The organism is Microvirga sp. 2MCAF35, assembly GCF_052115545.1.
GTDB lineage: Bacteria > Pseudomonadota > Alphaproteobacteria > Rhizobiales > Beijerinckiaceae > Microvirga.
Map to the genome: position 1 here is coordinate 50,470 of NZ_JBFRGW010000011.1, position 26,547 is coordinate 77,016.

Annotated in this window: 25 protein-coding genes and 1 pseudogene; 15 read left to right on the forward strand and 11 right to left on the reverse strand. The window is 61.9% G+C overall.

Going from position 1 to position 26,547, the window contains the following annotated elements; all coding sequences use genetic code 11:
• The first annotated feature begins 357 nt into the window (after window positions 1-357).
• The 4 genes from rnr (at window position 358) to rpmG (ending at window position 4,252) form a co-directional block, all read left to right on the forward strand.
• Window positions 358-2,682: a ribonuclease R gene (gene rnr, locus AB4097_RS08015; protein ID WP_442038255.1), complete on the forward strand. Its 2,325-nt coding sequence runs from the start codon at window positions 358-360 to the stop codon at window positions 2,680-2,682.
• A gap of 16 nt (window positions 2,683-2,698) precedes the next feature.
• Entirely contained in the window at window positions 2,699-3,181 is a 483-nt protein-coding gene (locus AB4097_RS08020) for a DUF983 domain-containing protein (RefSeq protein ID WP_442038257.1), read from the forward strand.
• Entirely contained in the window at window positions 3,159-3,884 is a 726-nt protein-coding gene (locus tag AB4097_RS08025; RefSeq protein ID WP_442038362.1) for an NUDIX hydrolase, read from the forward strand. Before AB4097_RS08020 ends, AB4097_RS08025 begins: the two co-directional genes overlap by 23 nt.
• A 200-nt stretch (window positions 3,885-4,084) precedes the next feature.
• Window positions 4,085-4,252 carry a 50S ribosomal protein L33 gene (gene rpmG, locus AB4097_RS08030; RefSeq protein WP_009491004.1) on the forward strand — a complete coding sequence of 56 codons (168 nt, stop codon included), beginning with the start codon at window positions 4,085-4,087 and terminating at the stop codon, window positions 4,250-4,252.
• Window positions 4,253-4,353: 101 nt separating this feature from the next.
• Here the strand turns inward: rpmG and AB4097_RS08035 are convergent, their stop codons facing one another.
• The gene (locus AB4097_RS08035; protein WP_442038260.1) at window positions 4,354-4,932 is read right to left on the reverse strand and encodes a hypothetical protein; all 579 of its coding nucleotides are present in this window, start codon (window positions 4,930-4,932) and stop codon (window positions 4,354-4,356) included.
• 184 nt (window positions 4,933-5,116) lie between these two features.
• Complete coding sequence (locus AB4097_RS08040; RefSeq protein WP_442038262.1) at window positions 5,117-5,752, reverse strand: SGNH/GDSL hydrolase family protein; 636 nt, start codon at window positions 5,750-5,752, stop codon at window positions 5,117-5,119.
• Window positions 5,753-6,322: 570 nt separating this feature from the next.
• Here AB4097_RS08040 and AB4097_RS08045 point away from each other — a divergent pair.
• The 3 genes and pseudogenes from AB4097_RS08045 to AB4097_RS08055 all read left to right on the forward strand — a co-directional run.
• Window positions 6,323-6,706 (forward strand): annotated as a pseudogene (locus tag AB4097_RS08045) (SPW repeat domain-containing protein); the annotation flags it as partial.
• A complete protein-coding gene (locus tag AB4097_RS08050; protein ID WP_442038264.1) occupies window positions 6,678-6,860 on the forward strand; it encodes a hypothetical protein in 183 nt (60 codons plus the stop codon). The pseudogene AB4097_RS08045 and the gene AB4097_RS08050, both read left to right, overlap by 29 nt.
• 61 nt (window positions 6,861-6,921) lie before the next feature.
• Window positions 6,922-8,058 carry an FUSC family protein gene (locus AB4097_RS08055; RefSeq protein WP_442038266.1) on the forward strand — a complete coding sequence of 379 codons (1,137 nt, stop codon included), beginning with the start codon at window positions 6,922-6,924 and terminating at the stop codon, window positions 8,056-8,058.
• 4 nt (window positions 8,059-8,062) lie between these two features.
• Here the strand turns inward: AB4097_RS08055 and AB4097_RS08060 are convergent, their stop codons facing one another.
• Window positions 8,063-9,904 (reverse strand): adenine deaminase, encoded by a 1,842-nt coding sequence (locus tag AB4097_RS08060; protein ID WP_442038268.1) that lies wholly within the window; start codon window positions 9,902-9,904, stop codon window positions 8,063-8,065.
• Window positions 9,905-10,435: 531 nt separating this feature from the next.
• Complete coding sequence (locus tag AB4097_RS08065) at window positions 10,436-10,807, reverse strand: response regulator (RefSeq protein WP_442038270.1); 372 nt, start codon at window positions 10,805-10,807, stop codon at window positions 10,436-10,438.
• 100 nt (window positions 10,808-10,907) lie between these two features.
• Here AB4097_RS08065 and AB4097_RS08070 point away from each other — a divergent pair, with 100 nt between their 5' ends.
• On the forward strand, window positions 10,908-11,198 hold the full coding sequence (locus AB4097_RS08070) for a DUF3572 domain-containing protein (RefSeq protein ID WP_442038272.1): 291 nt from the start codon (window positions 10,908-10,910) through the stop codon (window positions 11,196-11,198).
• 11 nt (window positions 11,199-11,209) lie between these two features.
• The gene (locus tag AB4097_RS08075; protein WP_442038274.1) at window positions 11,210-12,478 is read left to right on the forward strand and encodes a DNA polymerase IV; all 1,269 of its coding nucleotides are present in this window, start codon (window positions 11,210-11,212) and stop codon (window positions 12,476-12,478) included.
• A gap of 109 nt (window positions 12,479-12,587) precedes the next feature.
• Here the strand turns inward: AB4097_RS08075 and AB4097_RS08080 are convergent, their stop codons facing one another.
• A complete protein-coding gene (locus AB4097_RS08080) occupies window positions 12,588-13,427 on the reverse strand; it encodes a cell envelope integrity EipB family protein (protein WP_442038276.1) in 840 nt (279 codons plus the stop codon).
• Window positions 13,428-13,552: 125 nt separating this feature from the next.
• Between AB4097_RS08080 and AB4097_RS08085 the strand changes: the two genes are divergently transcribed.
• The 3 genes from AB4097_RS08085 to AB4097_RS08095 all read left to right on the forward strand — a co-directional run bounded on the left by AB4097_RS08085 (window position 13,553) and on the right by AB4097_RS08095 (window position 16,024).
• Window positions 13,553-14,023, forward strand: coding sequence for a RidA family protein (locus AB4097_RS08085; protein WP_442038278.1), 471 nt, complete (start codon window positions 13,553-13,555; stop codon window positions 14,021-14,023).
• The gene (locus AB4097_RS08090; RefSeq protein ID WP_442038280.1) at window positions 14,020-14,772 is read left to right on the forward strand and encodes a glycerophosphodiester phosphodiesterase family protein; all 753 of its coding nucleotides are present in this window, start codon (window positions 14,020-14,022) and stop codon (window positions 14,770-14,772) included. The genes AB4097_RS08085 and AB4097_RS08090 overlap by 4 nt, the downstream gene beginning before the upstream one ends.
• Window positions 14,773-14,848: 76 nt before the next feature.
• Window positions 14,849-16,024: a GNAT family N-acetyltransferase gene (locus AB4097_RS08095; protein WP_442038282.1), complete on the forward strand. Its 1,176-nt coding sequence runs from the start codon at window positions 14,849-14,851 to the stop codon at window positions 16,022-16,024.
• A 2-nt stretch (window positions 16,025-16,026) separates the two neighbouring features.
• On the opposite strand, the gene AB4097_RS08100 is transcribed toward AB4097_RS08095, so the two are convergent.
• Entirely contained in the window at window positions 16,027-16,596 is a 570-nt protein-coding gene (locus tag AB4097_RS08100; RefSeq protein WP_442038284.1) for an NADPH-dependent FMN reductase, read from the reverse strand.
• A gap of 283 nt (window positions 16,597-16,879) precedes the next feature.
• On the opposite strand from AB4097_RS08100, the gene AB4097_RS08105 reads away from it, so the two are divergent.
• Window positions 16,880-18,847 carry an HWE histidine kinase domain-containing protein gene (locus AB4097_RS08105; RefSeq protein WP_442038286.1) on the forward strand — a complete coding sequence of 656 codons (1,968 nt, stop codon included), beginning with the start codon at window positions 16,880-16,882 and terminating at the stop codon, window positions 18,845-18,847.
• A gap of 61 nt (window positions 18,848-18,908) precedes the next feature.
• On the opposite strand, the gene AB4097_RS08110 is transcribed toward AB4097_RS08105, so the two are convergent.
• Together AB4097_RS08110 and AB4097_RS08115 are read right to left on the reverse strand one after the other, a co-directional pair.
• On the reverse strand, window positions 18,909-19,802 hold the full coding sequence (locus AB4097_RS08110; RefSeq protein WP_442038288.1) for a L,D-transpeptidase family protein: 894 nt from the start codon (window positions 19,800-19,802) through the stop codon (window positions 18,909-18,911).
• 151 nt (window positions 19,803-19,953) lie between these two features.
• Entirely contained in the window at window positions 19,954-20,724 is a 771-nt protein-coding gene (locus tag AB4097_RS08115; RefSeq protein WP_442038290.1) for an extensin-like domain-containing protein, read from the reverse strand.
• A 230-nt stretch (window positions 20,725-20,954) separates the two neighbouring features.
• Here AB4097_RS08115 and AB4097_RS08120 point away from each other — a divergent pair, with 230 nt between their 5' ends.
• Together AB4097_RS08120 and AB4097_RS08125 are read left to right on the forward strand one after the other, a co-directional pair.
• Entirely contained in the window at window positions 20,955-21,380 is a 426-nt protein-coding gene (locus AB4097_RS08120) for a hypothetical protein (RefSeq protein ID WP_442038292.1), read from the forward strand.
• A gap of 170 nt (window positions 21,381-21,550) precedes the next feature.
• Complete coding sequence (locus AB4097_RS08125) at window positions 21,551-23,827, forward strand: CDC48 family AAA ATPase (protein ID WP_442038294.1); 2,277 nt, start codon at window positions 21,551-21,553, stop codon at window positions 23,825-23,827.
• Between the two features lie 125 nt (window positions 23,828-23,952).
• On the opposite strand, the gene AB4097_RS08130 is transcribed toward AB4097_RS08125, so the two are convergent.
• The 3 genes from AB4097_RS08130 to AB4097_RS08140 all read right to left on the reverse strand — a co-directional run bounded on the left by AB4097_RS08130 (window position 23,953) and on the right by AB4097_RS08140 (window position 26,522).
• The gene (locus AB4097_RS08130) at window positions 23,953-24,390 is read right to left on the reverse strand and encodes a hypothetical protein (RefSeq protein ID WP_442038296.1); all 438 of its coding nucleotides are present in this window, start codon (window positions 24,388-24,390) and stop codon (window positions 23,953-23,955) included.
• Window positions 24,391-24,699: 309 nt separating this feature from the next.
• Window positions 24,700-25,590, reverse strand: coding sequence for a DMT family transporter (locus tag AB4097_RS08135; RefSeq protein WP_442038298.1), 891 nt, complete (start codon window positions 25,588-25,590; stop codon window positions 24,700-24,702).
• Window positions 25,587-26,522, reverse strand: coding sequence for a bifunctional helix-turn-helix transcriptional regulator/GNAT family N-acetyltransferase (locus AB4097_RS08140; protein WP_442038300.1), 936 nt, complete (start codon window positions 26,520-26,522; stop codon window positions 25,587-25,589). The genes AB4097_RS08135 and AB4097_RS08140 overlap by 4 nt, the downstream gene beginning before the upstream one ends.
• Window positions 26,523-26,547 lie beyond the last annotated feature (25 nt).

Consider the following 26,547-nt stretch of genomic DNA (forward strand, 5'->3'; position numbering starts at 1 on the left):
ATCCCGACGGTTTGAAGCGCAGCCCTTGTCCGTATCGGGATAACTGGGACAAGCCCGGCCATGACGAGGCGGGGCAACTCTCCGGACCTAAAAAATTTCCAAAAAATTTCCAAAAAATTTTCGGAACTGACGGAACCTTCCTTGAACCCATACGTTTTATGAACTCACCGGCTCATTCTGCCCCCACGGGCCGGTCCCTCAAGGCTCCGACATCGGGGCCTTATTTTTTTGGTCCAATGACCTCGCCCCGCATGGATCTCTTGTCCCGTCCAGGCGTCATCAAGGTTCCGAGCGAGCCGGACTAGCCGTGGCCACGCTCGCATGCGACAAGACCCTATAACCCGACGAGCTTATCTCTTGGTCAAACGTTCGAAAGCCGCCCCATCGGCCACCCTGCCCTCCCGCGAGGAGGTCATGGCCTTCATCACCCACGCCCAGGGCAAGGTGGGCAAGCGCGAGATCGCGCAGCGCTTCGGCATCAAGGGCAGCGACCGGATCTGGCTGAAGCAGCTGCTCAAGGAACTCGAGATCGAGGGTGTCGTCGACCGACGCGGCAAGACCGTCCATAAGGCGGGCCAACTGCCGCCGGTCGTTCTGGCGGACATCACCAAGAGGGATCGGGACGGAGAACTGATCGCCGTCCCAACCGAATGGGACGAGGAGGAACACGGCCCCATCCCGACGATCATTCTGGTGGCGCACCGCAAACCACGGCCCGGCATGCCGGTGGCAGGCGTCGGCGACCGGGCCCTGTTGCGGGTCGACCCGCTCCAGCCCGCAGACATCCACCGCTATTCCGGTCGCGTGACCAAGATCATTGCCAAGAAGCAGGCGCAGGTGCTCGGCCTCTTCCGAGCCCTGCCGGAGGGTGGCGGACGGCTCGTGCCCGTGGATAAGAAGGCCCGCGACCAGGAACTCCAGATCAGGCCCGGCGATGAGGGCGAAGCGCAGGATGGAGACCTGATTTCCGTATCGGTGGTGAAACATGGCCGCTTCGGCCTGCCGACCGCCAAGGTGAAGGAACGGCTCGGAACGATCAAATCGGAGAAGGCCGTCAGCCTGATCGCGATTTACGCCCACAGTATCCCGAACGAGTTTCCGAAAGCCGTCCTGGAGGAAGCCGAGAAAGCGAAGCCCGCTTCCCTGGATGGGCGTGAGGACTGGCGCGACCTTCCCCTGGTCACCATCGATCCGCCGGACGCCAAGGATCATGACGATGCCGTGCATGCCGTTCCGGACGAGGACCCTAACAACGCAGGCGGCTATATCCTCACCGTGGCGATCGCCGATGTGGCGGCCTATGTGCGCCCCGGCTCGCCGATGGACCGGGAAGCGCAGGAGCGCGGCAACTCGGTCTATTTCCCCGACCGGGTGGTCCCGATGCTGCCGGAGCGGATCTCCACCGACCTGTGCTCCTTGAGGCCGCGGGAGGACCGCCCTGCCCTGGCCGTCCGCATGGTGATCGGCCCCGACGGGCGAAAACTTCGCCACAGCTTCCACCGGATCATGATGCGCTCGGCGGAGAAGCTCTCCTACCAGCAGGCTCAGGCCGCCATCGACGGCAGGTCAGACGACGTTACGAAACCGATCCTCGACACGATCCTAAGGCCGCTTTGGGCAGGCTACGAGCTGGTGAAGAAGGCCCGCGACGTCCGCGAACCGCTGTTCCTTGACCTTCCGGAGCGCAAGATCTTGTTGAAGTCCGACGGCACAGTGGACCGGATCTTCGTGCCGGAGCGGCTGGAGGCGCACAAGCTCATCGAGGAGTTCATGATCCTCGCCAACGTGGCCGCCGCCGAGAGCCTGGAGAAGGCGGAAACCGATCTGATCTACCGCGTCCACGACGAGCCTTCGCTCGAAAAGATGCGGGCCTTGAGCGAGGTGCTGGCCTCCATCGGCCTGAAGGTTCCGACCCAGGGAGCCCTGAAGCCTGAATTGTTCAATCGCATCCTGCGCAGCGTCGAGGATACGGAGCATCAGCTCTTCATCAACGAGGTCGTGCTGCGCTCCCAGTCCCAGGCGGAATACGCGGCAGACAATTACGGCCATTTCGGCCTCAACCTCCGACGCTATGCCCATTTCACCTCTCCCATCCGCCGCTACGCCGATCTCATCGTGCATCGCGCGCTGATCACAGCACTCAAGCTCGGCAAGGATGGGCTGCCGCCGGATACCACCCGGGCGGAGCTGATCGAGATCAGCGCCAAGATCTCGGCCGCAGAGCGACGGGCCATGGCGGCGGAACGTGAGACAATCGACCGCCTGATCGCGCACTTCCTTGCCGACCGGATTGGGGCCACATTCGATGGACAGATCTCGGGCGTGTCGAAGGCGGGCCTGTTCATCAAGCTGAACGAGACTGGCGCGGACGGCTTCGTTCCGGCGGCCACGATTGGCGACGACTACTACCGCTACGACGAGCGGACCCACTGCATGCGCGGCGACGACACGGGGGAAACCTACCGGCTCGGCGACAAGGTGGAGGTGAAGCTGGTCGAGGCTGCCCCCGTGGCAGGCGCGCTACGCTTCGAGATTCTCACTCGGGGCCGCGTCACAGGTCGGAGCGGGCCTTCCAAGAGTGGCGCGAAGCGTCCACCACGCGGTTTCAAGGCAGGTAAGCCTCCTCCCCCGAAGGGACGTGCTCCGACTCGTGTGAAGGTTAAACGGCGCGGCCGCGCCTAATGTTTAGGGATCGAAGATGTCTTTGACGATCGAGACGACGTCACCGGCCATGACGGAAGACGTGAAGGCCATCCCGGCCATGAAGCGCGGCTTTCTGGGCCATTGCCCCGCCTGCGACAAAGGCAGGCTCTTCCGCCGGTTCCTCAAGGTCGTGGATCATTGCGAGGCCTGCGGGACGGAGTTCCATCATCACCGGGCCGACGACCTGCCGCCTTATATCGTGATCTTCATCGTCGGCCATCTGATCGGCTATGGGATCCTCATGACCGAGACGAAGCTCGAGATGCCCATGTGGCTGCATCTGGCGCTCTGGCCGGCCCTGACGCTGATCCTGTGCCTGGCCCTGCTCCAGTCCGTGAAAGGCGCTGTCGTGGGGCTGCAATACGCGCTAGGTATGCATGGCTTCGGCGCCGCCCGAGCCAAGAAGAATGCCGACGAGGATACTGCCCGTGACGGACGCCGAGACCTTGGCGAGGATGGATCGCCTCGTTTCCGCTGAGACCAATCCCAAGCTCCCGACCCTCCGTCCCGTCGACGCCGCGACCCTGATCCTCATCGACCGCAAGGGCAGGAGCCCGAAGGTGCTCATGGGCAGGCGCCATGAGGGCCTGAAGTTCATGCCCGGGAAATTCGTCTTCCCGGGTGGGCGGATCGAGGCCGGAGACCGGTCCATGACGGTAACCGGCGCCCTCCACCCTCGGGCGGAGCAGGCCCTGATGGCCCGCGTGTCTCGTCCCTCGATCCAGCGCAGCCGGGCCCTGGCGCTCGCGGCGATCCGCGAGACTTTCGAGGAAACCGGACTTCTGCTCGGGACGAAGGACTATGGCGGCCCGGAAAGCGTGCCGGCGGACACCGCCTGGACGGCGTTCCAGGCGCGCGGCGTCTTTCCCGATCTGGAGTCGCTGCACCTCATCGGCCGGGCCGTCACCCCGCCCAAGCGCGTCAGGCGGTTCGATACCCGCTTCTTCGCCGCCGACCGCACCGCCATCGCCGACGAGGTCGAAGGCGTCGTCGGACCGGAGGCGGAACTCGTCGAGCTCGCCTGGGTCACCATCGTTCAAGCCAAGGCTCTGGACCTGCCTCCGATCACGACGGTGATTCTGGACGAACTGGAGGCCCGGATCGCAGCCGGCTTCAGCCATCGGCTTCCGGTGCCCTTCTATCATCAGCAGCGTGGCCGCTTCGTACGAGAGCTGTTATAGTCGGTTTTCCGTCATTTCCGGCCGGCATATCGTGGACGGGCCTACACCGGAAGCATCGAAGAAGCCGCCTCCGCCCTTGACTGACCTGCGATAATCAGGCATGGGAGCAGCACGATTTTCCGGCCGGGTTCGCCCGGCCTTTGCGTTTCGGCCATGCCGTGGGCCAACCGAGCGCCTGAACCGAACAAGAGGTCCCGACCATGGCCAAAGCCGCAACGATCAAAGTGAAGCTCGTCTCCACCGCCGACACGGGCTATTTCTACGTGACGAAGAAGAACTCGCGCACGATGACCGAGAAGCTCAACCTGAAGAAGTACGATCCGGTCGCGAAGAAGCACGTCGAGTTCAAGGAAGCCAAGATTAAGTAAGGCTTTCCGGCAGAGCCGATCGAATAGAAAACCGCCCCTCATCGGGGCGGTTTTTTTGTTTCTGCGAACGAGAGGCAGTCTGGTAGCTGCCCTCGATGAGTCTAGCGATAAACGCCTTCGACCCTGCGGACCCGGTTGACCTCGCGACGGCTGACGGAGCCTGTGGTCACCACATCGCGTCGGACCGGGCGGACTACGCGGGCTTGGTTGCGATAAACCACCCGCGTCGCGACGCGAGGCTGGCTGTAGACGACTCGCGTCCTGTAGACCGGCTCACGATAAACCACGCGGGTCCGATAGGCTGGGGCCGGCTGGTAGACGACACGGGTTACGGGCGCAGAATAATATCCATAAGCAGGGTAGTTGTAGGCCGGATAGCTGTAAGCGGCCGGATAACCGTATCCATATCCGTAGCCATAGGCCGGGTAACCATAAGCCGGATAGGAATAGGCCGGGGTTGCGGCCGCAGTCAGCAGACCACCAAGAATGGCCCCCCCGACCAGACCTGCGGCGACAGCGCCGCCGTTGTTCCATCCGCCACCACGGTAATAGCCGGGGTAGTAGCCGCCTCGCCAGCCACCGCCATGCCACCCGCCACCGCGCCAGTACTGGGCCTGAGCGCTACCGACACTGGCCATCGTAATCACCGCCGCGCCAGCCACCAAAGCAAACTTCTTCATGGTCGACCTCTTGAGAAGTGACGGAGCTAAATGCTTGGTAGATCAATTCAGAACGTGAAGTCCGGTTCGGAGCTTGGCCGAATATTTAAGGTTTTACTTGAACGATCCCGTATAATTCTGACAATTTGTTCATCTTCTTATGGACATCCGAGCCGAAAATCTCCTCGACTTCGGATCGTACCCCTCATCTCGCGTAAACTTGTGAACGTGGAAAGATCATATTATCCGCCACAACCTGGACGATGACGGCTGCGATCTTGTCCCCGCCCTTGACTGAGGGTTCGATGGGATTGGCGTAGTCGTCCTGCTCGTCGCAGATGAGCCTCAGATCGATGAGGTGGAGTCGTCGTGCAAAGGCCTCCCGCGTAATGACATCGTTGAAGATCGACAGGGCCGTGACGACCAGGCGATGCTCCTCCGGATCAGAGAAACGGGCATCGTAGATGGTGCAGACCGCCGTTGGGAGGCGTCGACTCAGAACGGCATCCAGCATGGCACGATAGTTGCGGGCAAACTCGTCCCGCACGTCCGCAAGCCTCGCCATCACTTCTGCTACGGAGCGGGCGGGCTCCTGCAATATCCCGCTGTTGCACAAGGCATCGTTGCCTCCGGCGCTGACGATCAGATGGGTCGCGTCGGCAGGAACTCGGGCCATTTGGGACAAGATCCCGGCCGTGACGGCGCCGTCTACCGCGCACAAGCTGGCCTTCCAGCCGCCCGGCAATTTAGCTTGGACCTGCGCTGCCACATCCGGCTCGCCGGATCTCACATAAGCCCCGTTGTCGAAGATGCTGTCGCCCAGCAGAACGATATGACCCATCGGGCTCTCCTCCGGCGCGACAACAGGGCGAAGGTCGTCGTTGTTCCTGCCATCAACGGTGGCTTTCGGAACCACCTGTTTCAGGTCGATCGGGGATGGATGTTGGCTTGGAAGAAGGACTTGAAATTGTCGAGCCACGACGTGAGCCAGACTTCCAGAGCGGCTTTGGCGGCCTGTTCCGTCGGACCGTAACCCAGGCATCCTCCTGCAGCGGCGTCGACCAGATCCAGAACCGGTTGCTCCCGTCATAGGCCACGCTTCCGACCTCGATGGGGCCGACAAAACCGACATAGCGGTTGAGCGGCACGCCGGCCCCCTGGTCCTGCTGCCACCGAATTCTGTCCATTCACGGTTCCGCCTTTCGCCTGTCGCTCCTCGCGAAGTAGCGCAGACCGCCCTCCTCGCAAACCAGGCCGACGACGGCAAGGAACAGGACGTATCGAAGCACGCTGGCGCCAATCGCTTGCCATCAGGGATCTTGTCATGCGCTTTCTACCCACCAGCCTTCACGGTGCAATCGACTATCTCTGGGGCTTCGCCCTCATCGCGACGCCGTAGGTATTCGGCTTCGCCGATGTGACGGCAGCCACATCGGTTGCCATCGTGTTCGGCGCCGGTGCCATCCTGTACTCTGCCCTTACGGCTTATGAACTCGGCATCCTCAAGCTTCTGCCCATGTCCCTGCACCTGATCCTCGACGGAATTGGCGGGATCCTGCTTGCGGCATCGCCCTTCCTGCTCGGCTTTTCAGACCAAGTCTTTTGGCCGCTTGTTCTCTTCGGCCTCTTCTCGGTCGCCCCGAGCCTGGTCACACACACGGAGACGATGTGCCGACAGGGCACAGGGAGCCGACCTAGCCATCAGGATGTTCGGTTGACGGTGGCTCGCGACAGGCGCAGCATGAGGGCCACCATGGGAGGCGCCAATGTTCGAGCAGGCCGTCCAAGTGAGTGAGGCGTTCCGTCAAAGCGCACACCAGATGCAAGGGTCGCTCCATATGGCGCTCAAGGGCTGCCCCGAATGCCGGACGACGCAGATGATCGCGTCGCCCAGCCTCGGCACCTGCGAGGAATGCGGTTCGGAACTGGTCGTGCTTCTGAGCGAGTAACCGGACTTTTCCTGAGCAGGCTCCACCTACCACCCTCTATGCTCTGCGCCCGGAGAATCGCATGGCACCATCTGGGTGGATCGCGCGGATACGCAGCGTCCTTGGAGCACATTCGGCCGAATTGAAGTTGGCGCTCCGGGTCACCATCGCGGGCACGCTGGCCTACATCGTCACGAAGATCCTGAATCTGCCGCAGGGCTATTGGGCCGTGATCACCGCCGTGGTCGTGATGCAGGCGAGCGTGGGCGCGTCGCTCAAAGCCGCTATCGAACGGTTCAGCGGCACATTGGCCGGGGCCGTCTTTGGCGGCCTCGTGGCCGCCTTCGTTCCACACAACTCGCCCTTGAGTTTGGGAATTGCCATCGTCGTGGCTCTGTTTCCTCTGGCGCTTCTGGCGGCGGTCAAGCCTGCGTTCCGGGTAGCGCCCATCACCTCGCTGATCATGCTCCTGCCTCCGTCGGGACAGGCCATCGGCCCCCTCGCCTCCGCGTTCGATCGGGTGCTGGAGATCACGCTCGGCAATATCGTCGGCGTCGTCGTCTCGCTGTTCATCCTGCCTGCGCGGGCGCATGTTCTGCTGACGGACGCGGCCGCCAGGGTCGTGTCCCTCAATGCTGAGCTATTCTCCGTTTTCATCGCGGAGCTGACGGCAAGTCCCCAGGGTCGGTCTGCTCTCCAGAATCTCCATCCGCAGATCCGTTCCGCCCTGAAAAAGGCCGAGGCGGCTGCCGAAGAGGCAACACGGGAGCGCAAGAGCCACCTGACCGAGGCACCCGATCCGGAGCCGCTTATCCGCACCCTCTACCGGGTCCGCCACGACCTCGTGATGATCGGCCGCGCCTCTTCCAGTCCCCTGCCTGCTCCAGCGCGGGACAAGCTCGCCCCTTCGCTCATGGCCCTACATGAGGAAATCCAACGCTTTCTCCTGAACCTGGCTGAGGCGCTCCACCAGCGCAAGGCCCCTCCGGAACCGGCTGCCTTCGAGGAGGCTTTGAATACCTTCAGCACCGAAGCGGAAGCGCTGAGGGCGGATACACTCATCCGTGAGCTGCCCGGAAAGACCTTTGGACAGATCTTCGCCCTCGGCTTCGCATTCGAGCAGTTCAGGCAAGATCTGGGCGACCTTCTCGAGCGGACCGAAGAGCTGTCTCTTCGACAGACGGAGGCGGACAGGGAAACCGATCTGCCCGCCACCTGACCGATCATTCCTCGTAGAGCGGCACCAGCTCCATCTCCGGCACGAGCACCAGCCCCTTGTCGGTGATGCGGATCTCCGGGATGACCGAGAGCGGGATGAGGTTGAACCCCATATAGGGGATCTTGCAGCCCGCCTTCTCCCATGCGGCCTTCAGGGCACGCGTCTCCTGTGCCACTTCCGTGACGCGCTTATCGGAAAGAAGGCCCGCGATGGGCAGCGGCACCATGGCGACGACCTTGCCCTGATCCACGACGCAGACACCGCCTTGCGCCTCGATGATCGCATCGAGGGCCACCTGCATGTCCCCCTCGTTCGTTCCTGCCACGATCAGGTTGTGGGAATCGTGCCCGACGCTGCTCGCGACCGCCCCGCTCTTCAGGCCGAAATCCTTCAGGAGACCATGGGCAATGCCTGCGCCGTCGGTGCGGCCATGGCGCTCGATGACAGACACGAAGGTGAGATCGTTCCTGGAAAGCAGCGCGTCCCAATCCTTCTCGGGTTGCAGCTGGACCTTGTCGTGAAAGAGCACGATGCCGGGCAGCGCCACACGGATCACGTTGGCTTCGCAGGCCGCTGCTGGCAGCTCGGGAATGAGCGTCGGCCGCTTCGAGACATGGACCGTGCGATAGGCCTCGGCCGGATAGCGGTAGCGACTGGAAAGCGCCTGATCGAGCACCGGCGTGATCTTTCTGCCTTCGACCACCAACTCGCCGCCATACCAGGTGTTCTGCACTTCGAGCTCGTCGTTCAGCAGCACCACATCGGCACGGCGGCCGCCGCCGAGCCCGCCGATCTCCCCCTCCATGCCGAAACGTGTGGCCGGATGGAGCGAGCCCATGCTCCACGCCTGTTCGCGGCTCATGCCGGCGCGACGGGCTTCGCGCGTCACCCAATCCATGCCGAACATCATGAGATCGTCCGCATCGCGGTCATCGGTGCAGACGCAGATGCGCTTATGCGAGGAGCCCAGCTCCGTGATCGTCTTGATCGCTTCGGGCAGCGAATGCCACGGGGTCGTCGGCGGGCCGCCGCGCAGGAAGATCCACACCCCCGCATCGAGCAGGTCGTCGGCGATGTCCCGGTCAATGGCCTCATGGGTGTCCGTGACGCCGCTCGCCGCATAGGCGGCCACGAACTCACGGCCGTAGATGTGCCCGGAGACCGGCTTGCCGCGTTCCAGGGCAGCGGCGAGAATCGCGTGGCTGCGCTCGTCACCCATGGTAACGGGGACGAAGTCCATCTTCTCGCCGAGCGCCGCCGCCTCCGGCCAGCGGTCGAACAGAGCCGCGATCTTGTCGGGCGTGAGATCGCCTCCTGCCGTTTCCAAGTCCGGCGAGGTGGCGGGTACCGTGCTCGGCACCGTCAGAAAGATCGATAGCGGCGCGTGGCGGGCATCCTCCAGCATCAGCTCAATGCCGGCTGCATCCATCACGTTGCCGATCTCATGGCTGTCGCAGAAGATCGTCGTCGTGCCGTTGAGCAGAGCCGCCTCCGCATAGGCGCAGGCCGTGATCATGCTGCTCTCGATATGAATGTGCGGATCCACGAGGCCAGGCGCGACGATGCCACCCTTCGCGTCATAGACCCGTCCAGGCGCGCCATTGACCTGTCGGTAGGTTCCCGCAGGCTTTACGGCGGCGATCCGCCCGCCTGAGATCCAGATCTCCCGCTCGGGCGCAATGCGCTCACTATACGTCGAAAGGACCCGGGCACCCGTAATCACCAGATCGGCGGGGGCACGCCCTGAAGCGACATCCGCGAGACGCCGTGTCATCGTCGACAAGGGGGCTACCGAGAAGCGGGTCAGCGCCGTCTTAGGCGGCAGCGAAGGTGTGCGATGATCCATGATCCCTCATCCCGTTAGTTCAGTTTCGTCCAGGTTAGCAGCGCGAACTTTCAACCGCATCCCAGATCGAACTGGAAACCTGCCCTTCCCTAAGGAGATGTTTTCTCACCGCCAAGCTTGGATAAAGTAGAAGTCCAGCGTGATTCGGCCGGCGCCCGGTCAAATTGTCTGCAACCGGACTCGAATCCTCAAAATAAAAGGCACCTTTCGGCGCCTGAAATAGGGTGCAAGTTGAAGGAATTGGTGGCCAGCCGGGAGCAGCGTTGAGGAGGCAACGATCTGCCCCAGGCTGGCCGAGCCCACGAAGTCCCAGGAGATGCGGCGGACCTGAGCATCCGTAGGGCATTTCTTCCGCTCAGTGCGGAAATTTAGGCTGAACGTATAGGAAACATGGAGCGATGCAAGCTCCTCTGTGGCCAAAAAGCGGCATTTTCCCAAAAAAGTTAAAGCCAAGACATCTCAAAGAGATGACCTGGGTTTTTGAAGCTTGGGCGTTGCCCTGCCATGGATTCGGCCCAGTTGAGACGTAATTCAGTCCGCCTCCAGGTACGTCTTTACCGTTGCTATGAACTTGGAAACGGAGATCGGCTTGGACATATATGCCTCGCAGCCCCCCTCCCTGATCCGCTCCTCATCGCCTTTCATGGCAAATGCCGTGATGGCGATCACGGGAATCGACTTCAACTCGTCGTCGGCCTTGAGCCAGCGGGTCACTTCCAAGCCGGAAACCTCGGGCAACTGGATGTCCATGAGGATCAGGTCCGGCCTGTGAGCCCTGGCAAGCTCCATGGCCTCGATCCCATGACTGGTCTTCAAGGTCGCATAGCCATGGGCTTCGAGGAGGTCGTTGAAGAGCTTCATGTTGAGTTCGTTGTCCTCAACGATGAGCACAGTCTTCTTCATGGCCGCTTTCCCCGGGGCTCCGGATGTACTTCACCGGCCCAATGGTTCATTTGATGGTATAGTTAGGTGCAAACCTATTGATGAAATGCAAATTGACAGCATGAACACTCCCTTAAAAAGGGTTACCCGCGAGGAGGCCGAAAATGTCGCACTCGGGGCTTTTTCCTTCCTCATGGGCGACGAGGAGCGCCTCGGCCGCTTTCTGGCGGTGTCCGGCCTGAGGCCCGACACCATCCGCTCGGCCGCCACCTCCCCCGGCTTCTTTGCCGGAATCCTCGATTACGTCGTCTCGGACGAGCCGCTGCTGATCGCGCTCGCCAAGGAGATGAATACCAAGCCGGAGCACATCGTGCAGGCCCATTGGACCCTCTCCCCCTCCGAATTCGAATAATCCCACCATCGATGAGCGAAGCGCCCTTCTGCCGTGACTGCCTGACGCTTTCCGCCAGACCACTGGCGGAACGATGCGCGGTCTGCGGCTCCCCTCGCCTTCTCAGGCACAAAGAGCGGGACAGCCTCACCATCGCCCATGTGGATTGCGATGCCTTCTTTGCGGCTGTGGAAAAGCGGGACGACCCCAGCCTCGCCGACAAGCCCGTCATAATCGGCGGAGGCAAGCGAGGGGTCGTGTCCACGGCCTGCTACGTGGCGCGCACCTATGGCGTGCGCTCAGCCATGCCCATGTTCCAGGCGCTCAAGCTTTGCCCCCACGCCACGGTGATCAAGCCCAACGGGGAAAAGTACAGTAAGGCCGGGCGCGAGGTGCGCCAGCTCATGCGGGAGCTGACTCCGCTGGTGGAGCCCGTGTCCATCGACGAGGCCTTTCTCGACCTGACGGGAACGGAACGGCTGCATCACGGAAGCCCCGCTCTCACCCTCGCCCGCTTCGCCCGTAAAGTGGAGACGGAAATCGGGATCAGCATCTCCGTCGGGCTTTCCTACAACAAGTTCCTGGCCAAGATCGCCTCGGACCTCCAGAAGCCGCGAGGGTTCTCCATCATCGGTCGCGAGGAGGCGGCGGATTTCCTTGCCGACAAGCCGGTCGGGATCATCCCGGGGATCGGCGCCTCTGCCCAGGCAAGGCTCGCCAAGGTGGGCGTGACGCAGATCGCCCATCTGCGCGACGTGCCGCTCAAGACCCTGTTCGAGGCCCTAGGCCGCGACTCGCACCGCCTCTCCCGGCTGGCCTGGGGAGAGGATCGCCGCACCGTCAACCCGGAGCGGGAGACGAAGAGCGTCTCGGCGGAAACCACCTTCGAGACGGATCTGCGCTCATTCGAGGATCTGGAGCCGATCCTCTGGCGGCTCTCGGAAAAGGTCTCGCGCCGCCTCAAGGCCGCCGGCCTCGCCGGACGGAGCGTGACCCTGAAACTCAAGGACAAGGATTTCCGGCTTCTGACACGCACCCGGTCAGGTCTGGCGCCGACCCAACTCGCCGCCCGCCTGTTCGATCCGGCACGGCAACTCCTCAAAGCCTCCTGCGACGGCACGGCCTTCCGCCTGATCGGCATCGGTGCGGCCGATCTCTGCGATTCCGCCGATGCAGACAAAGGCGATCTGGCGGATCAGAGCGTGGTGCGGCAGGCCCATATGGAAGCCGCTATCGACAAGCTCCGCGACAAGTTCGGCACCAACGTGGTCCTGAAGGGCATTGTGCTGCGTAAAACCTAGAGCATCGTACGGAAAAGTGGACCCGGTTTTCCGTACGATGCTCTCATTTTGAAAGAGGAAGCATCGGATCCGATCCCAAAAGTGCAAGTCCACTTTTGAGTCCGATGCTTTAGTGCTGACAGGCGCTCGGCGTCTGCACGTCCAGTCTCTTCAGGTCGCCCTTCAAGGCGAAATCCCCGTAATCGAGCTTCAGGTTGCGACTGACGCCGTTCTCGTAGAGCTCGAACGAGATGGTATAGACCGGCGTCCGGTCGGCCTTGCCTTCCTCGAAGTAGCTGATGGTCACGGGCCAGCGCGCGACCGAGGCGAGCTTTTCGCCCTGGGCGACGTCCTCGAGAGACGCCGTTGCGGTGCCCGCCTCGATCTTGCGGCCGATCAAGCCGAGGGTGTCGTAAACCTTGTCGCCCTTGTTGGACCCGTCATAAACCTTCACGGACAGAGTGCTGTCCCCGCGCCGTCCCGCCTCGATCAGTCGCTTGAGGTGCTCGGTCGGGAACACCGTCTCGCCCTTTGCCTCGAAGGCCTTTCTCTTCGGTTGCTTGAGATCGACGTTGAGGCCGCCCTGAGGGTTAAGCTTGGCATCGCCGTCGACCTCGCCGTCCTTGATCATGCCCTGGCGGAACGACGTGGATTTGAAATGCATCGAACGGCCGTCGCCCGTCTCATAGGTCGCGGTCTGGATATCGACAGTGTTCGAGCCGGTCTCGCTGCTGTTGAGGACGGTAACCTGACGGTATTTGAGGGTGTAGCCGTCGCAGGCATCACCGCCGAATTCCATGGCAATGCGCCCTCTCGCATTCTCGACACCATTGGAATTGCCGGCCCGCAGAAGGGTGAGATCATAGACGGCTCTATGAGGCACCAATTGAACGGACGATTTTGCCGTTTCTGCAGAAGCCGGCATCAGCAAAGCGATGGACAACCCCGAGGCTACAACGAGGAACCGCATGTCTACTCCCGATTTCATGGCAGCCAAGATAGGACCCTCTTGCGGACAGGGCAATGTTCCCGCTTGCGTCCTTACGGCTCATCCGCCACTAATCCGTCCGAATGATGTCACGGAACGAGGCTTCCATGAGCGCAGTCGATAAGAAAATTCAGGAATTAGGTATCAATCTCCCGACACCGGCAGCGCCGGTCGCGAACTATGTCCCATTCGTGCGGACCGGAAATCTGATCGTCATTTCCGGGCAGCTCTGCCTCGGCCTCGACGGCAAGCTCGCCGACGCCCACAAGGGCAAGCTCGGTGCGGAAATCTCGCCCGAAGTCGGCCAGGAAGCGGCACGTCTGTGCGCCATCAACCTGCTGGCCCAGCTGAAGGCTGCCGTCGGAGATCTCGATAAGGTCACGCGCTGCGTCCGCCTCGGCGGCTTCATCAATGCGGTTCCGACTTTCGCAGCCCTCGCCCCCGTCATGAACGGCGCTTCCGACCTGATGGTCCAGGTGCTGGGCGATGCGGGCCGCCATGCCCGCTCCACCATCGGGGTCGCGGAACTGCCCCTCGATGCCTGTGTCGAAGTCGAAGGAATGTTCGAAGTCCAATGAGCACCCCGAGCTGGCTCGTCGCGAAGCCCATCGCCCATCGCGGCCTCCACAACAAAGCCAATGGCATCATCGAGAACACGGTCTCGGCCGCGGAAGCCGCCATCGCCCGGGGGTTCCCCATCGAGCTCGACGTTCAGCTGACCGCCGACAACGAGGCAATCGTCTTCCACGATTTCGACCTCGATCGCCTCACCGGCGAAACCGGGCTGGTGGCCGAGCGGAATCTCTCCGTGCTGACCGGGATCGGCATCTCCGGCACCATCGGCGGAGACAAGATTCCGTCGTTCAAGGACTATCTCGGCAAGATTGCCGGACGCACGCCCCTGGTCATCGAGATCAAGAGCAAGTTCAACGGCGACATGCGGCTCACCAAACGGGTCATCGAGGTTCTGGCGGACTATAGCGGCCCGTTTGTCGTGAAGTCGTTCGATCCCGACATCGTCGCCTATCTTCGCGAGAACGCGCCGACCATCACCCGCGGCTTCATCGGGGAGCTGGAATACGCTTCCAAGTCGGACAATTTCCTGTCCCCCGAGCAAAAGCACCGGATGGCGAACCTGCTGCATTTCTCCGAAACGCAGCCTCACTTCCTGTCCTGGCGCGTGAAGGACATCCCCTGCGCTTCGACCCACCTGAGCCGGATCCTGGGGCACCTGCCCGTCATGACCTGGACGGTGAGGACACCGGAGGATCGGGCCCGCGCCGAGAAGCACGCGGACCAGATGGTCTTCGAAGGGTTCATCCCCTGACGCTTTGCCGCATTGGTTGCAAGGATCCCGCCAAACGCTTAGCTCTTATTTCGCAAAGGCGAGATCCTTCCACCCAGTGACGATCCAGGTCAAAATTGCCCAAGGTCTCAGTGCGGTTGCCGCCGTCGACTGGGACGCTTGCGCCCTTGGGACGGGCTCTGCTGACGACGATCCGTTCAACCCGTTCGTATCGCATGCTTTCCTGTCCGCGCTGGAGGATTCCGGCTGCGTGGGGGCGAAGACGGGCTGGGCCCCTCTCCATGTCCTGTTCGAGGATGAGGCAGGAAAACTTCTCGGCGCCGCCCCCTGTTATCTCAAGTCGCATTCCATGGGCGAATACGTGTTCGATCACTCCTGGGCGGATGCCTATACCCGCGCGGGCGGACATTATTACCCGAAGCTCCAGGTCGCGGTGCCGTTCACGCCGGTCACCGGCCCCCGCCTTCTCGTCCCGAACGGCCCTCGGGCGAGGGAGATCCGCTCCTACCTGATCGGGGGCTTACGTGCCCTGCGGGAGCAGACGGGCGCGTCCTCCATCCACGCGACCTTCCTCCAGGAGTCGGATCTCGAGGCATTGACGGCGGAGAAGTTCCTGCGACGGGACGATCAGCAGTTCCACTGGTTCAACGATCGTTATGGCACCTTCGAGGATTTCCTTGCGGCTTTGGCCTCGCGCAAGCGCAAGGCCATCCGGCGCGAGCGGCGCGATGCCTTGGCGAATGACATATCGATCGAATGGGTGACGGGTCGCGAGATCACCGAAGCCCATTGGGACGCATTCTTCGCGTTCTACATGGACACGGGCTCGCGCAAATGGGGCCGCCCTTATCTCAACCGGCGCTTCTTCTCCCTCATCGGCGAGCGTATGGCCGACCGGGTCCTGCTCGTCATGGCCAAGCGGAACGGGCGCTACATCGCCGGCGCGATCAACTTCATCGGAGACAAGCGCCTCTATGGCCGCAACTGGGGCTGCATCGAGGACCATCCCTTCCTGCATTTCGAGGTCTGCTACTATCAGGCCATCGAATTCGCCATCACCCGAGGCCTCGACCGGGTCGAAGCCGGTGCACAGGGAGAGCACAAGCTCGCCCGCGGCTACAGGCCCGTGATCACGTCATCCGCGCACGACATCGCAGATTCGTCCCTGCGCCGGGCTGTGCAGGATTATCTGGAGCAGGAACGTCTCTATGTATCCGAGGCCGCCGAAGAGTTGTCGGAGTCTAGCCCGTTCCGGCACCGTGACGAGGATTGAGATCAGGGTGCGGTCTGGCGGACCAACCGGACATAGGCGGTGAAGCCCGCCAGATATTGGCGCAACTGCTCCTCGATCTTCTGATCCGTGAACGTGCCATCCTGGTTGAAGACGGTCTGTGCCCGCGACACCATCAGGCGGCCACCGGCCCAGAAATCGGTCCTGAGCGTCCGCAGGACCGGAAGCCACGCATTCTGGGACAGAATGGTCCCGAACCCGCCCGGCGAAGCGCCGATGACGGCCACCGGCTTGCCGCCGAAGACACGCTTGATGTCCGAATCCGGCCGCGAGAGCCAGTCTATGGCGTTCTTGAACACGCCGGGAATGGAATTGTTGTATTCCGGGGTCACGAGGAGCAGGCCGTCTGCAGCCGCGACGGCGTCCTTCAGCTCCGTGACTCGCTGCGGAATGCCCTCGTTGACCTCGACATCGGCATCATAAAGCGGGATCCCTCGGATCGTTTCGATGACGAGTTCCGCATTCTCAGGCATCAGCCCCGCCGCGTTCCGCAGCAGCGCGGAGTTGTACGATGCTTGGCGCAGACTTCCCGAGATACCAATCAGCTTCGTCACATCGACCTCATCGCTTACCGGAAATTGCAGCCAGTGGTGCAGATCTCTGCTCTTCCCTGCTCTCAACCGGCTGCCACAAAGCTAAAGGCCCGAAGCGAAACGTGTCAAATGGGACAGCAGGCACATTTCCCGGCGCGGTTCCGCGGCACCACAGAGCGCAAGCCAAGCTCTGGAAAAAGCAGGACACCCTTTCATATGTGGGCTATGGACTTCAAAGGCTCCTGCCGAACCTCTTATCGTCTATGAACATTGTCTTTATCTGCGTGCTGAGCGAGCCCACCTGATGCAGGAGCGTGTAAAACCTGGACCTGACTTCCTCGCACATGGCGGGGCTATGGGTGAGCGCATTCGCCATCATGATTGGACGGCCACCCCTGTCGGTGGTATCGAGACCTGGCCACATTCCCTGCGCACCGCCGTGAGCATCATGCTCCACTCGAAGTTCCCCACCTACATGCTGTGGGGACAGGAGCTGACGAGCTTCTACAACGATGCCTATGCGCCCGTCCTGGGTTCAAAATCGGACGCCTTGGGGCGGAGCTTTCGCGACGTGTGGGCTGAAGCCTGGGAGACGGTCGGCCCAATTGCCGAACGGGCACTTCTCGGGCAAGCCAGCTACTTCGAAGACCTGCCCATTACCCTCGAGCGTAATGGATACCCGGAACAGACATGGTGGACCTTTTCCTACAGCCCCATTCATGAAGAGACGGGCGGTGTCGGCGGCGTTCTCTGCATCGTCCATGATACAACTGCGAAGGTTCTCAGCGAACGTCGTCTCGAGTTTCTCGTCCGCCTGAGCGACCGCCTGCGCGGTTTGAACGAGCCCATCGAGGTGATCACCGCTGCACAGGAAATGCTCGGTCGGCATCTCAATGCGAGCCGCGTCGGCTACGGCGAGGTCGAGGCGACGGCCCGCTACTTCACGACGGAGCACAACTGGACGGACGGATCCGTTGCTCCTCAGACAGGAACCCATGACCTCGCGGCCTTCGGTCCCGAGATCCACGGCGCCCTCAAGCGCGGTGAAACACTTGTCGTCCATGATGCTGGCGCAGACTCACGCACCAACTCGCCTGAGCACCTAGCCGCCTTTGCATCGCTTGAATTTTCGGCCGTGGTCACGGTCAGTCTGATCAAGCGCGGACGCATGGTGGCAGCCCTCTACGTACACAACTGGGAATCGCGGCTTTGGAGCCCCGGTGAAGTCAAGCTGATCGAGGATGTCGCCGAGCGCACCTGGGATGCGGTCGAGCGGCTCCGCTCGGAGGCGGCCCTGCGCAAGAGCGAGGAACGCCTCCAGCTTGCCCTGAATGCAGCAAGCGTCGTGGGAACATGGGATTGGGATATCCAATCCGATCTCGTCTATGCGGACGAGCGCTTCGCCTCGCTTTACGGTGTCGACCCCGAGGCTGCGGCAGCGGGAGCCCCCATCGCCGATTTCACAGGCGGCATTCACCCGGACGATCGCAGCCGGATCGAAGAACAAATCCGACGGAGCTTGGAAACGGGCGAGACTTTGGCTGCCGAGTACCGCACGATCGACAAGAACGGACAGGTTCATTGGGTTTTCGCGCAGGGGCGCTGCTACAAAGCGGCCGGCCAGCCCGTCAGGTTTCCGGGCATCTCCGTCGACATCACCGAAAGGAAGAAGGCCGAAGAACATCGTGAGCTTCTGATCAATGAGTTGAACCATCGGGTGAAGAACACCCTGGCGACGGTTCAATCGATCGCTTCCCAGACCCTTCGCAACGCAGACAATCCGGAAGCGGCCCGCTCCTCCATGGAAGCGCGCCTGCTTGCCCTGTCCCGCGCCCACGACGTGCTCACGCGGGAAAACTGGGAGGGAGCGGGCCTGATCGAGATCGTCAGGGAAGCCATGGCTCCCTATCGCCATGAGCGCGAGAACCGCCTGCATCTGCAAGGACCAGATGTTCGCCTGACACCGCGGATGGCGCTCGCAATCGCGATGGCCCTGCAGGAACTGGCCACCAACGCCGTAAAGTACGGTGCTCTCTCGAACGCGGTCGGGGAAGTCCAGGTCTCCTGGTTCGTCAAGCAGAGCGATGAGAAGCGTCTGCATCTCACGTGGTCCGAAAGTGGCGGGCCGATCGTCGAGCCACCGCAGCGACGCGGCTTCGGCACTCGTTTGGTCGAGCGAAGCTTGGCACACGATCTCAACGGCGCAGTGCAGATCACATTCGCGCCGTCAGGAGTCATCTGCACGGTCGATGCACCGATCGCCCAGGCTTAGCTTGAACAGGCCGTCCTGCCCGCCCAAGCCATTGCGATGAAGCCCTTTCGCCTGTGAAGCTTCAATCGATGAAATCGACCGGCGTCCCCTTCTCGATCAACTTGGACAATGCGTCCACGTCCCAGTTCGTCAATCTCACGCAGCCGTGGGAATAGGCTTTCCCGACCTTCTCAGGTTCGGGTGTCCCATGGATGCCGTAGGATTCGATGGAAAGGTCGATCCAGGTGCTTCCGACGGGATTGTTCGGCCCAGGCTTGATCTCGAACTTCTCCTTGGTCTTGACGCCCTTGAACGCGTAATCCGGATTGTACGTGTAGTTCGGGTTCGGTGCCACGGCGCGAACCTTGAACGATCCGCTGGGCGCCGGCTTTTCCTCGCTGCCGACGGAGGCAGGATAGGTGGCGACCACAGCTCCGTCCTTGTTCAGAACACGCAGCATATGCTCGTTCTTCACGATCTCGATCTTCGAGGCTTTCTCCGAATCCGATGGGTTCGCCTCGACATTGGCGACGAGGATGGACGTCCCCGCCTTATCGAAGGATTTGTCCGGGTTCAGGGCCTTGAGCAGGTCCATGTCCATGTGAAACTTCTCGGCGAGAAGCTCTTCCGGGCTGGAATAGCCGAGATGATCGAGCTTAGCTTGATCTTCCATCTTCTCCGGAATGGTAACGAAGGGACCTTTTATATCTTCGCCCTTGATCGTGTACTCGATCAGGGCAGGATCGGACGAGGTCTCTTTGAGCTTGGCCCAGGATTCCTCGTCGAGATCCCCGTCGGATTTGAGATCGTGCGTCGCTTCGAAGGCCTTGATCGCGTTGCGTAGATTTTCGCCGCTATGTCCGTCGATGACGCCGGGCGAGAAACGCGCCCGGTCAAGCAGAACCTGTGCTTTGACGAGAGCCGGATCGATCTCCTTGTTCTTGCTGCTCTCGGCTGACCACTCGGCCTTGTTCACGGATTCAAGGTTCAATTTCTGAGGTGCAGCAACCGCAGGACTGAGCAGACATACGATTCCAAGGGCAACATACGCACCGCGTCTCATGAACGAACTCCACCGGCAATGTCGTGCACAGAAAAGGCGCTGGCGGTGCCCTTGTTCCCCTCAACTATTGGCAAATTCTGTAGTCGCCCTTGCGCTGGCGCAGATCGAGATGAAGGTGGTTCCCGTGGTCCGAATCCGAGCCCGGTCCGAGCACCGTGTTGAAGATCGGGCAGGCTGCCGTCCGGATCGCCGACTGGAACGTTGCTTCCGGCGAGTTTTCCTCATGGCTGCCAATCGCTAGGGCAGGCCGCTTAGAAAATTCGAATCCCATGACATCGAGGCCGTTGCCGAAGGCATGCTCGCTCAGTTTCGCTCCGTTGCGCTGGTCGCGGCACTGATAGGATGTACCGATCAGAAGTTTCGTCGGCGCGCTCTGGAACTGGCGCTCCGCCTCAGGCCCGACCGACTCGCTCATCCAACGTGTGATGCTCTCGGCCACGGGACATCCCATCAGCGATGGGGGCACGACCGTGACGCCGTTGGGCAATGAGGAGACCAGGACGGGGTTCTCGATCCTGCAATCGTTTTCCTTCACGGGCGGGCGGCTCTCGAAGCGCAGCCCGAGCTGCGTGAGGCGATGGAGACAGGCATCTTCGGCCTCGCTTCTGGCATCGGCCTTCCGTTCGGAAGGAGCTTCACGATCCGGTGCTGTTTCCGCACTGGGCTCCGATATGGCGGGATTATCCGGCCTCGGCGGCGGCAGTGGCTCGACCGGGCGATCGGGTCTGGGCGGAGGCAGCGGCGGTGTGGGATCCTGAGCCAAAACGGCGGAAGCGAGCATCATTCCGCCCATGATGCTCATGATCCGAACCAGTATGCGGCAACCGCGATCCATGCCGCCTCCTACTCTTAAGCTACCTCTCTCTATAACCCCCATGCGCCAAGGTTGAGTTCCATGTGAGTCTTTCGCGCGCCTTGCTCTCAGGGCGCGACGCTCCACAATTGAAGGATCAGAGGAGGGCCGTCATGAGGGCGTTTCCAGTGGCGGATATCGGTTCCGATGGGAGCTTGTCGTTGGTTTCTACTTTGAGACAGGAGCATGGGAGCCCCTGCACGAAGCGTATCGTGGAACTGGAGACCCGCGTCGCCAAGCTTCGCACCGAGCTTGAGGAGGCGGAAGCGGCTTTGGAATTCGAGAAAGCCCGCATGCCGTCGCCCGGCGATTTCGTCCGTTGCCCGCTGACGCACTTCTTCGGGCGGGTGACCAAGGTCACTCCTCGTCCAAATGGTCGCCCGTGGATCGAGATCATCCCCTATCTCGGCCCGGACCTTCCCGGCCACTCTTCCATGGACCTGTTCGACAGCTGGGAGCTGATCGATGCACCGGCGGATGACGGTTCAGAGAAGAGCGCCGAGGGCTCCTTGGGGCTGCCTACGATTGCACCCTTCATGCCCGCGAGAGCCACCCTGCTCGCCTCCTCCCCCGTAGAGGTCGAGGTGGAAGATGCTCTCAAGCAGCTCTGGGCACCCTCGAATCGGGTCAATTCATAGCGTCGTTTCAGCAGAGCGCTGCCTGCAACAATTCCAGGTATGTGGCGTTGGCCCTGCGGTTTCGCCGCCCGCGAAGCCTGAACGCGCGTGGCACGCGGGAAGCCTGACTATGCACGCCTCTCCCCTCACCTGTCACCGCATCGGCATCGCTCGAACAAGGGATGACAGAAATGGCAGACGATGGGCAGAGTGTACGCCTTCAGGTCGCGAACGCCCGGCCGGACGACTCGGGCCGGGGCCTCGCGCGCATGAGCCGACAGGCCCTCGCCGAGATCGGCATCCAGGAAGGCCAAGCCATCGAGATCATCGGCAAGCGACACACCACCGCCATCGCCGTCACCCCCTACCCTGAGGATGAAGGCCTGAACATTATCCGCCTCGACGGACTGCAGCGCGTCAATGCGGGCGTGAGCAGCGGCGATCACGTAGAGGTGAAGAAGGCCGAGGTACGACCGGCAACCCGCGTCGTGCTTGCTCCGGCCCAAAAGGGACTGCGCCTTCAAGGCTCTGGCGATGCCCTGAAACGGACCTTCTACCAGCGTCCCTTGACGGCGGGCGACGTGATTTCCACCTCCGTCTATTCGCAACGCTCGGCAGAGCAACGGCTGCCTGAGGAAATGCGCGGCTTCCTCAACATTCCGGCCTATGGCTTGCAGGAAATCCGCCTCGTCGTGGTCTCGACCCAGCCGCGCGGCATCGTGCATGTGACGGCCGAGACCGAAATCGAACTGCGCCCACAATTCGAGGAACCGCGCGAGGCTCGTCGCGCCGATGTGACCTATGACGATATCGGTGGCCTCGGCAACACGGTCGATCAGGTCCGCGAGATGGTGGAACTACCGCTGCGGCACCCGGAACTCTTCCAGCGCCTCGGTATCGATCCGCCAAAGGGTGTCCTGCTCTACGGACCTCCCGGCACCGGCAAGACGAGGCTGGCGCGGGCCGTCGCCAACGAGACGGAGGCGCAGTTTTTCCACATCGCCGGCCCTGAGATCATGGGCAGCCACTATGGCGAGTCTGAGCAACGGCTGCGGCAGGTCTTTCAGGAAGCCCAGCAGAACGCCCCGGCCATCATCTTCATCGACGAGATCGACAGCATCGCGCCCAAGCGTGAGGAGGTCACGGGCGAGGTCGAGCGACGGATCGTGGCCCAGTTGCTGACACTCATGGACGGCCTGGAACCGCGCCAGAACATCGTCGTGATCGGCGCGACGAACCGACGCGAAGCAATCGACGAGGCTCTTCGTCGTCCGGGCCGCTTCGACCGGGAAATCGTCATCGGCGTTCCGGACGAATCCGGACGTCGGGAGATCCTCGGCATTCACACCCGCGGCATGCCCCTGGCCGAGGACGTGAACATGGCGGACATCGCCCGTACGACCTATGGCTTCGTCGGGGCCGATCTGGCAGCCCTTGCCCGCGAGGCCGCCATGGATTCCCTGCGGCGTATCCTGCCAGAGATCAACCTCAGGGACGGGATCCCGTCGAACGTGCTCGAGAGCCTGCAGGTCACCCGGCAGGATTTCATGAATGCCATGAAGCGTGTTCAGCCCTCGGCCCTGCGGGAGATCATGATCCAGGTACCCAATGTGACCTGGGACGATATCGGCGGCGTCGAAGAGGCACGTACCCGGCTGCGAGAAGGCGTGGAATTGCCCCTCAAGAGCCCGGAATCCTTCCGCAGGCTCGGCATCCGCCCAGCCAAGGGCTTCCTTCTGTTTGGTCCTCCCGGCACCGGCAAGACACTCCTGGCGAAAGCAGTCGCCCGAGAAGCCCAGGCCAATTTCGTGGCGACCAAGTCCTCGGACCTTCTCTCGAAATGGTATGGCGAATCCGAGCAGCAGGTATCCCGCCTTTTCGCCCGGGCCCGCCAGGTCGCTCCGACCGTCATCTTCATCGACGAAATCGATTCCCTCGCACCCATTCGGGGCGGCGGGCTGGGCGAGCCTGCCGTGACGGAGCGGGTCGTCAACACGATCCTCGCTGAAATGGACGGCCTCGAGGAACTGCAGGGCGTCGTCGTCATGGCGGCCACGAACAGACCAAATCTCATCGACCCTGCCCTGCTCCGGCCGGGCCGCTTCGACGAGTTGATCTATGTGCCGGTCCCCGATGCGCAGGGACGCCGCCATATCCTGGGCATCCACACTAAGGATATGCCGCTCGGCCCGGACGTGGATCTCGATGCCATTGCCGAGCGGACAAGCCGCTTTACCGGGGCGGACCTCGAGGATCTCACCCGCCGCGCGGGCCTCCTCGCCTTGAGAGAGTCGCTTCAGGCGGCGCACGTGACCATGGCCCATTTCGAACAGGCCCTGCGTGAAACCCGTCCATCCGTGACCCCAGAGATGGAGCGGGAATATGAAGAGATGGTTCGCACCCTCAAGCAGGAAGGGCCCCAGCGTCAGTCCATCGGCTTCCTGCCTCTGAGGCAGGCAGCCGAGTAAATCCAGATCACAAATCATCGAAAGCCCCACGGCCTCTATGGACGGGCCATGGGACTTTTCTTTTGACGCCTCATACAAAAAAGCGCGGGCATTGCAGCCCGCGCCTTTATTCGTCAAATGCGTGCTTAGTAGCCGCAGGCTACCGGAATGCGGGTGTCCCGGGTATTCGGGTCCAGCACCGTACGGCACGGCACGCCGTTCACGGTGCGGATCTCATGCGGAGCCGCATAGGGGTCGGGCGAGCCCATCGGTACGGGGGCTGCCATCATGGGACCGACCGGTGCGGGAGCGATGCTGCCCGTCGTCACGACCTCACCACCCATCGGCGCCACCACGCCGCTCACCTGACCGGCACAGGCGATCGGGATACGCGAGCTACGATTGCTCGGGTCAAGAACGGTGCGGCAAGGCACGCCGTTGATGTAGCGGATCTCATGCGGAGCAGCCTCCGGGAAGAGCGAGCCGGGCGTTCCGGATATCGCCGGGGATGACTGCGCCAGAGCGGCGCCCATGCCGCCAAGAACCATAAATCCAGCGCCAGCGAAAATCGCGAGCTTCTTCATCAGTGCCTCCAGTGCGTTGATTGAGAATGGCGTTTGCCACGTAAGACAGAGGCTAAACGCACTCGACGCCGATCGTTTCCAAACGTAATTCCAACACACAGAGTTGTGATTGTCGCACAAATATAAAGCAAAGCTATGTCATAGCCAAGCTCGGCACGGATATGTTTCGGACACCTCAGATGTTTTACTGACCCATGATAATATTGTATTCGCATTCAACTTACACAGAGCAGGTTGATGCTCACATCCTATCTCTATCCGGGAGCGCTTATTTTGAAGTGAGTCACGCCACTTAACGGCGGGTCATTATCATAACCTGGGAGCTGGCTCCTTTCTGGTAGCAAGCCAAAGCCCGGCTACGACGCCGACCAGTCCGAGCAAAATGCCGAACGTGAGAGGCTCCCCGAGAAGCCAGACACCGAGCAACGCCGCGGTGATCGGGCTCAAGGAGAGGAAGACCGTGACCCGCGTCGGAGTGGTGTGCTTGAGCGCCCAAAGCCAGAGAACGTAACCGATCCCGCTCGACAGGCCGATGAACAGAACGGCGAGCCAACCCGATGAACCAAGACGCGGTTGTTCAGTGAAGAGCCCTTCCATGCCGGCGGGTGCGGCCAAGAACATGACCGAGGCCAGCATGGCCCAGGCGCCGACGGGCAGGGTCGGATAACGGGCCAGATAGGGGCGATACAGCACCGAGCATATGGCGCCGCATAGGGCAGCGCCGAGCACCAAGAGAGCCCCCGCCCATTCGCCGGTTGCGCTTTGCACAATCAGCCGTTCGCCCAGAGCCACGCCGACGCCGATGATCGTCAGCATGACGCCGGCGACTTTGGTGCGGCTGAGGTCTTCCCGTCCGAGAAGCGCCGCGATGATCATCGTCATCAACGGAAAGGTCGAGAACAGGAGAGCCGCTCGGGTGGACGAAATGAGCTGAAGCCCGAGATTCAAAAGCGCGATCAGAATGCCGAACTGCACGATGCCAAGCCCCATGACCACAAACAGGTCGCGGACGGTGAACCGAACCCGCACGCTCATCAGCAAAGGCGGAGCAAGGCAGAGCATGGCGATGGCATAGCGCAGGAAGGCCAGCGACGCCGGGCCGATATCCTGAACCACGAAACGCGTCGCCACCATGGCGGCTCCGACCTGGACGCCCGTCGCGGCAGCCGCCATCAGGGCAAGCGCGTCCCGGCGCCTCACAGATCGAGTTTCCAGATCTGTCCAACGAGGTCCTTCCCGAAGGAACGGTGCGCCTCCTCCTTGACCAGCTGAAAGCCCGCCGCTCGATAGATTTTGCATGCGGCCACGAGCACATCATTGGTCCACAGGGTCAGCGCCTTGTAGCCTTTCGCCCTGGCGAAGCCGATGCATTCATCGACCAGCCGGCGTCCGAGGCCTAATCCTCTGGCAGAAGGCTCAACATAGAGCAGCCGCAGCTTCGCGACCTCATCGTAAGAGCGCACGAGGAAGACGCTGCCGACGATCTCTCCATCTCTTTCCGCAATCCAGCAGCGTTCCCATTGCGGATCGAAATTCTTGACGAAGGCTGCGGCGATTTCCGCCACCAAGGCTTCGAAGGTTTCGTCCCAGCCATATTCCTGGGCGTAGAGCAGCCCTTGGCGGTGTGCGATCCAACCGATGTCTCCGATCCGGTGAGGACGTAGGCTGTAGAAATCAGACTTCTGACCATCTCCAACCAGACGCTGGACTTTAGCCATGGCTTGGACGAGGTGCGCCCTCTCGCCCGGCGAGAGTTCCGCAAGCATGGCCGCGACCTGGACAGCGGACGCTCGGTTCAGCGGCGCGAACGCTGCGCGGCCGTTCTCAGTCAAAGACAGGAGAAACTGACGTTTGTCCTCCCTCGATGGGATACGCTGGAGTAAACCCTTGGCGTCGAACCGTTTCAGAAGCCGACTGAGATAACCGGCGTCAAGCCCAAGGTCCCGTCCCAGCTCGGCTGCCGTCACCGGGTCACGATGGGCCAGTTCGTAGAGCACCCGCGCCTCCGTGAGCGAGAATGGGCTCTCCAAGAGTCCCTCGTTCAGAAGGCCTATATGGCGGGTATAGAAGCGGTTGAAGCTCCTGACCTTCTCGATCTGCTCGTCCGTCGGCAAATTCGGCATGTGAGACATAGCCGCCTCCCTACCGAGCAGAATT

Bases quoted from the DNA above. Each gene is read 5' to 3' on its own strand.
- AB4097_RS08020 (WP_442038257.1), top strand. From the start codon at position 2,699: ATGTCTTTGACGATCGAGACGACGTCACCGGCCATGACGGAAGACGTG.
- AB4097_RS08025 (WP_442038362.1), top strand. From the start codon at position 3,159: ATGGATCGCCTCGTTTCCGCTGAGACCAATCCCAAGCTCCCGACCCTC.
- rpmG (WP_009491004.1), top strand. From the start codon at position 4,085: ATGGCCAAAGCCGCAACGATCAAAGTGAAGCTCGTCTCCACCGCCGAC.
- AB4097_RS08035 (WP_442038260.1), bottom strand. From the start codon at position 4,932: ATGAAGAAGTTTGCTTTGGTGGCTGGCGCGGCGGTGATTACGATGGCC.
- AB4097_RS08040 (WP_442038262.1), bottom strand. From the start codon at position 5,752: ATGGGTCATATCGTTCTGCTGGGCGACAGCATCTTCGACAACGGGGCT.
- AB4097_RS08050 (WP_442038264.1), top strand. From the start codon at position 6,678: ATGTTCGAGCAGGCCGTCCAAGTGAGTGAGGCGTTCCGTCAAAGCGCA.
- AB4097_RS08055 (WP_442038266.1), top strand. From the start codon at position 6,922: ATGGCACCATCTGGGTGGATCGCGCGGATACGCAGCGTCCTTGGAGCA.
- AB4097_RS08060 (WP_442038268.1), bottom strand. From the start codon at position 9,904: ATGGATCATCGCACACCTTCGCTGCCGCCTAAGACGGCGCTGACCCGC.
- AB4097_RS08065 (WP_442038270.1), bottom strand. From the start codon at position 10,807: ATGAAGAAGACTGTGCTCATCGTTGAGGACAACGAACTCAACATGAAG.
- AB4097_RS08070 (WP_442038272.1), top strand. From the start codon at position 10,908: ATGAACACTCCCTTAAAAAGGGTTACCCGCGAGGAGGCCGAAAATGTC.
- AB4097_RS08075 (WP_442038274.1), top strand. From the start codon at position 11,210: ATGAGCGAAGCGCCCTTCTGCCGTGACTGCCTGACGCTTTCCGCCAGA.
- AB4097_RS08080 (WP_442038276.1), bottom strand. From the start codon at position 13,427: ATGCGGTTCCTCGTTGTAGCCTCGGGGTTGTCCATCGCTTTGCTGATG.
- AB4097_RS08085 (WP_442038278.1), top strand. From the start codon at position 13,553: ATGAGCGCAGTCGATAAGAAAATTCAGGAATTAGGTATCAATCTCCCG.
- AB4097_RS08090 (WP_442038280.1), top strand. From the start codon at position 14,020: ATGAGCACCCCGAGCTGGCTCGTCGCGAAGCCCATCGCCCATCGCGGC.
- AB4097_RS08105 (WP_442038286.1), top strand. From the start codon at position 16,880: ATGCAGGAGCGTGTAAAACCTGGACCTGACTTCCTCGCACATGGCGGG.
- AB4097_RS08115 (WP_442038290.1), bottom strand. From the start codon at position 20,724: ATGGATCGCGGTTGCCGCATACTGGTTCGGATCATGAGCATCATGGGC.
- AB4097_RS08125 (WP_442038294.1), top strand. From the start codon at position 21,551: ATGGCAGACGATGGGCAGAGTGTACGCCTTCAGGTCGCGAACGCCCGG.
- AB4097_RS08130 (WP_442038296.1), bottom strand. From the start codon at position 24,390: ATGAAGAAGCTCGCGATTTTCGCTGGCGCTGGATTTATGGTTCTTGGC.
- AB4097_RS08140 (WP_442038300.1), bottom strand. From the start codon at position 26,522: ATGTCTCACATGCCGAATTTGCCGACGGACGAGCAGATCGAGAAGGTC.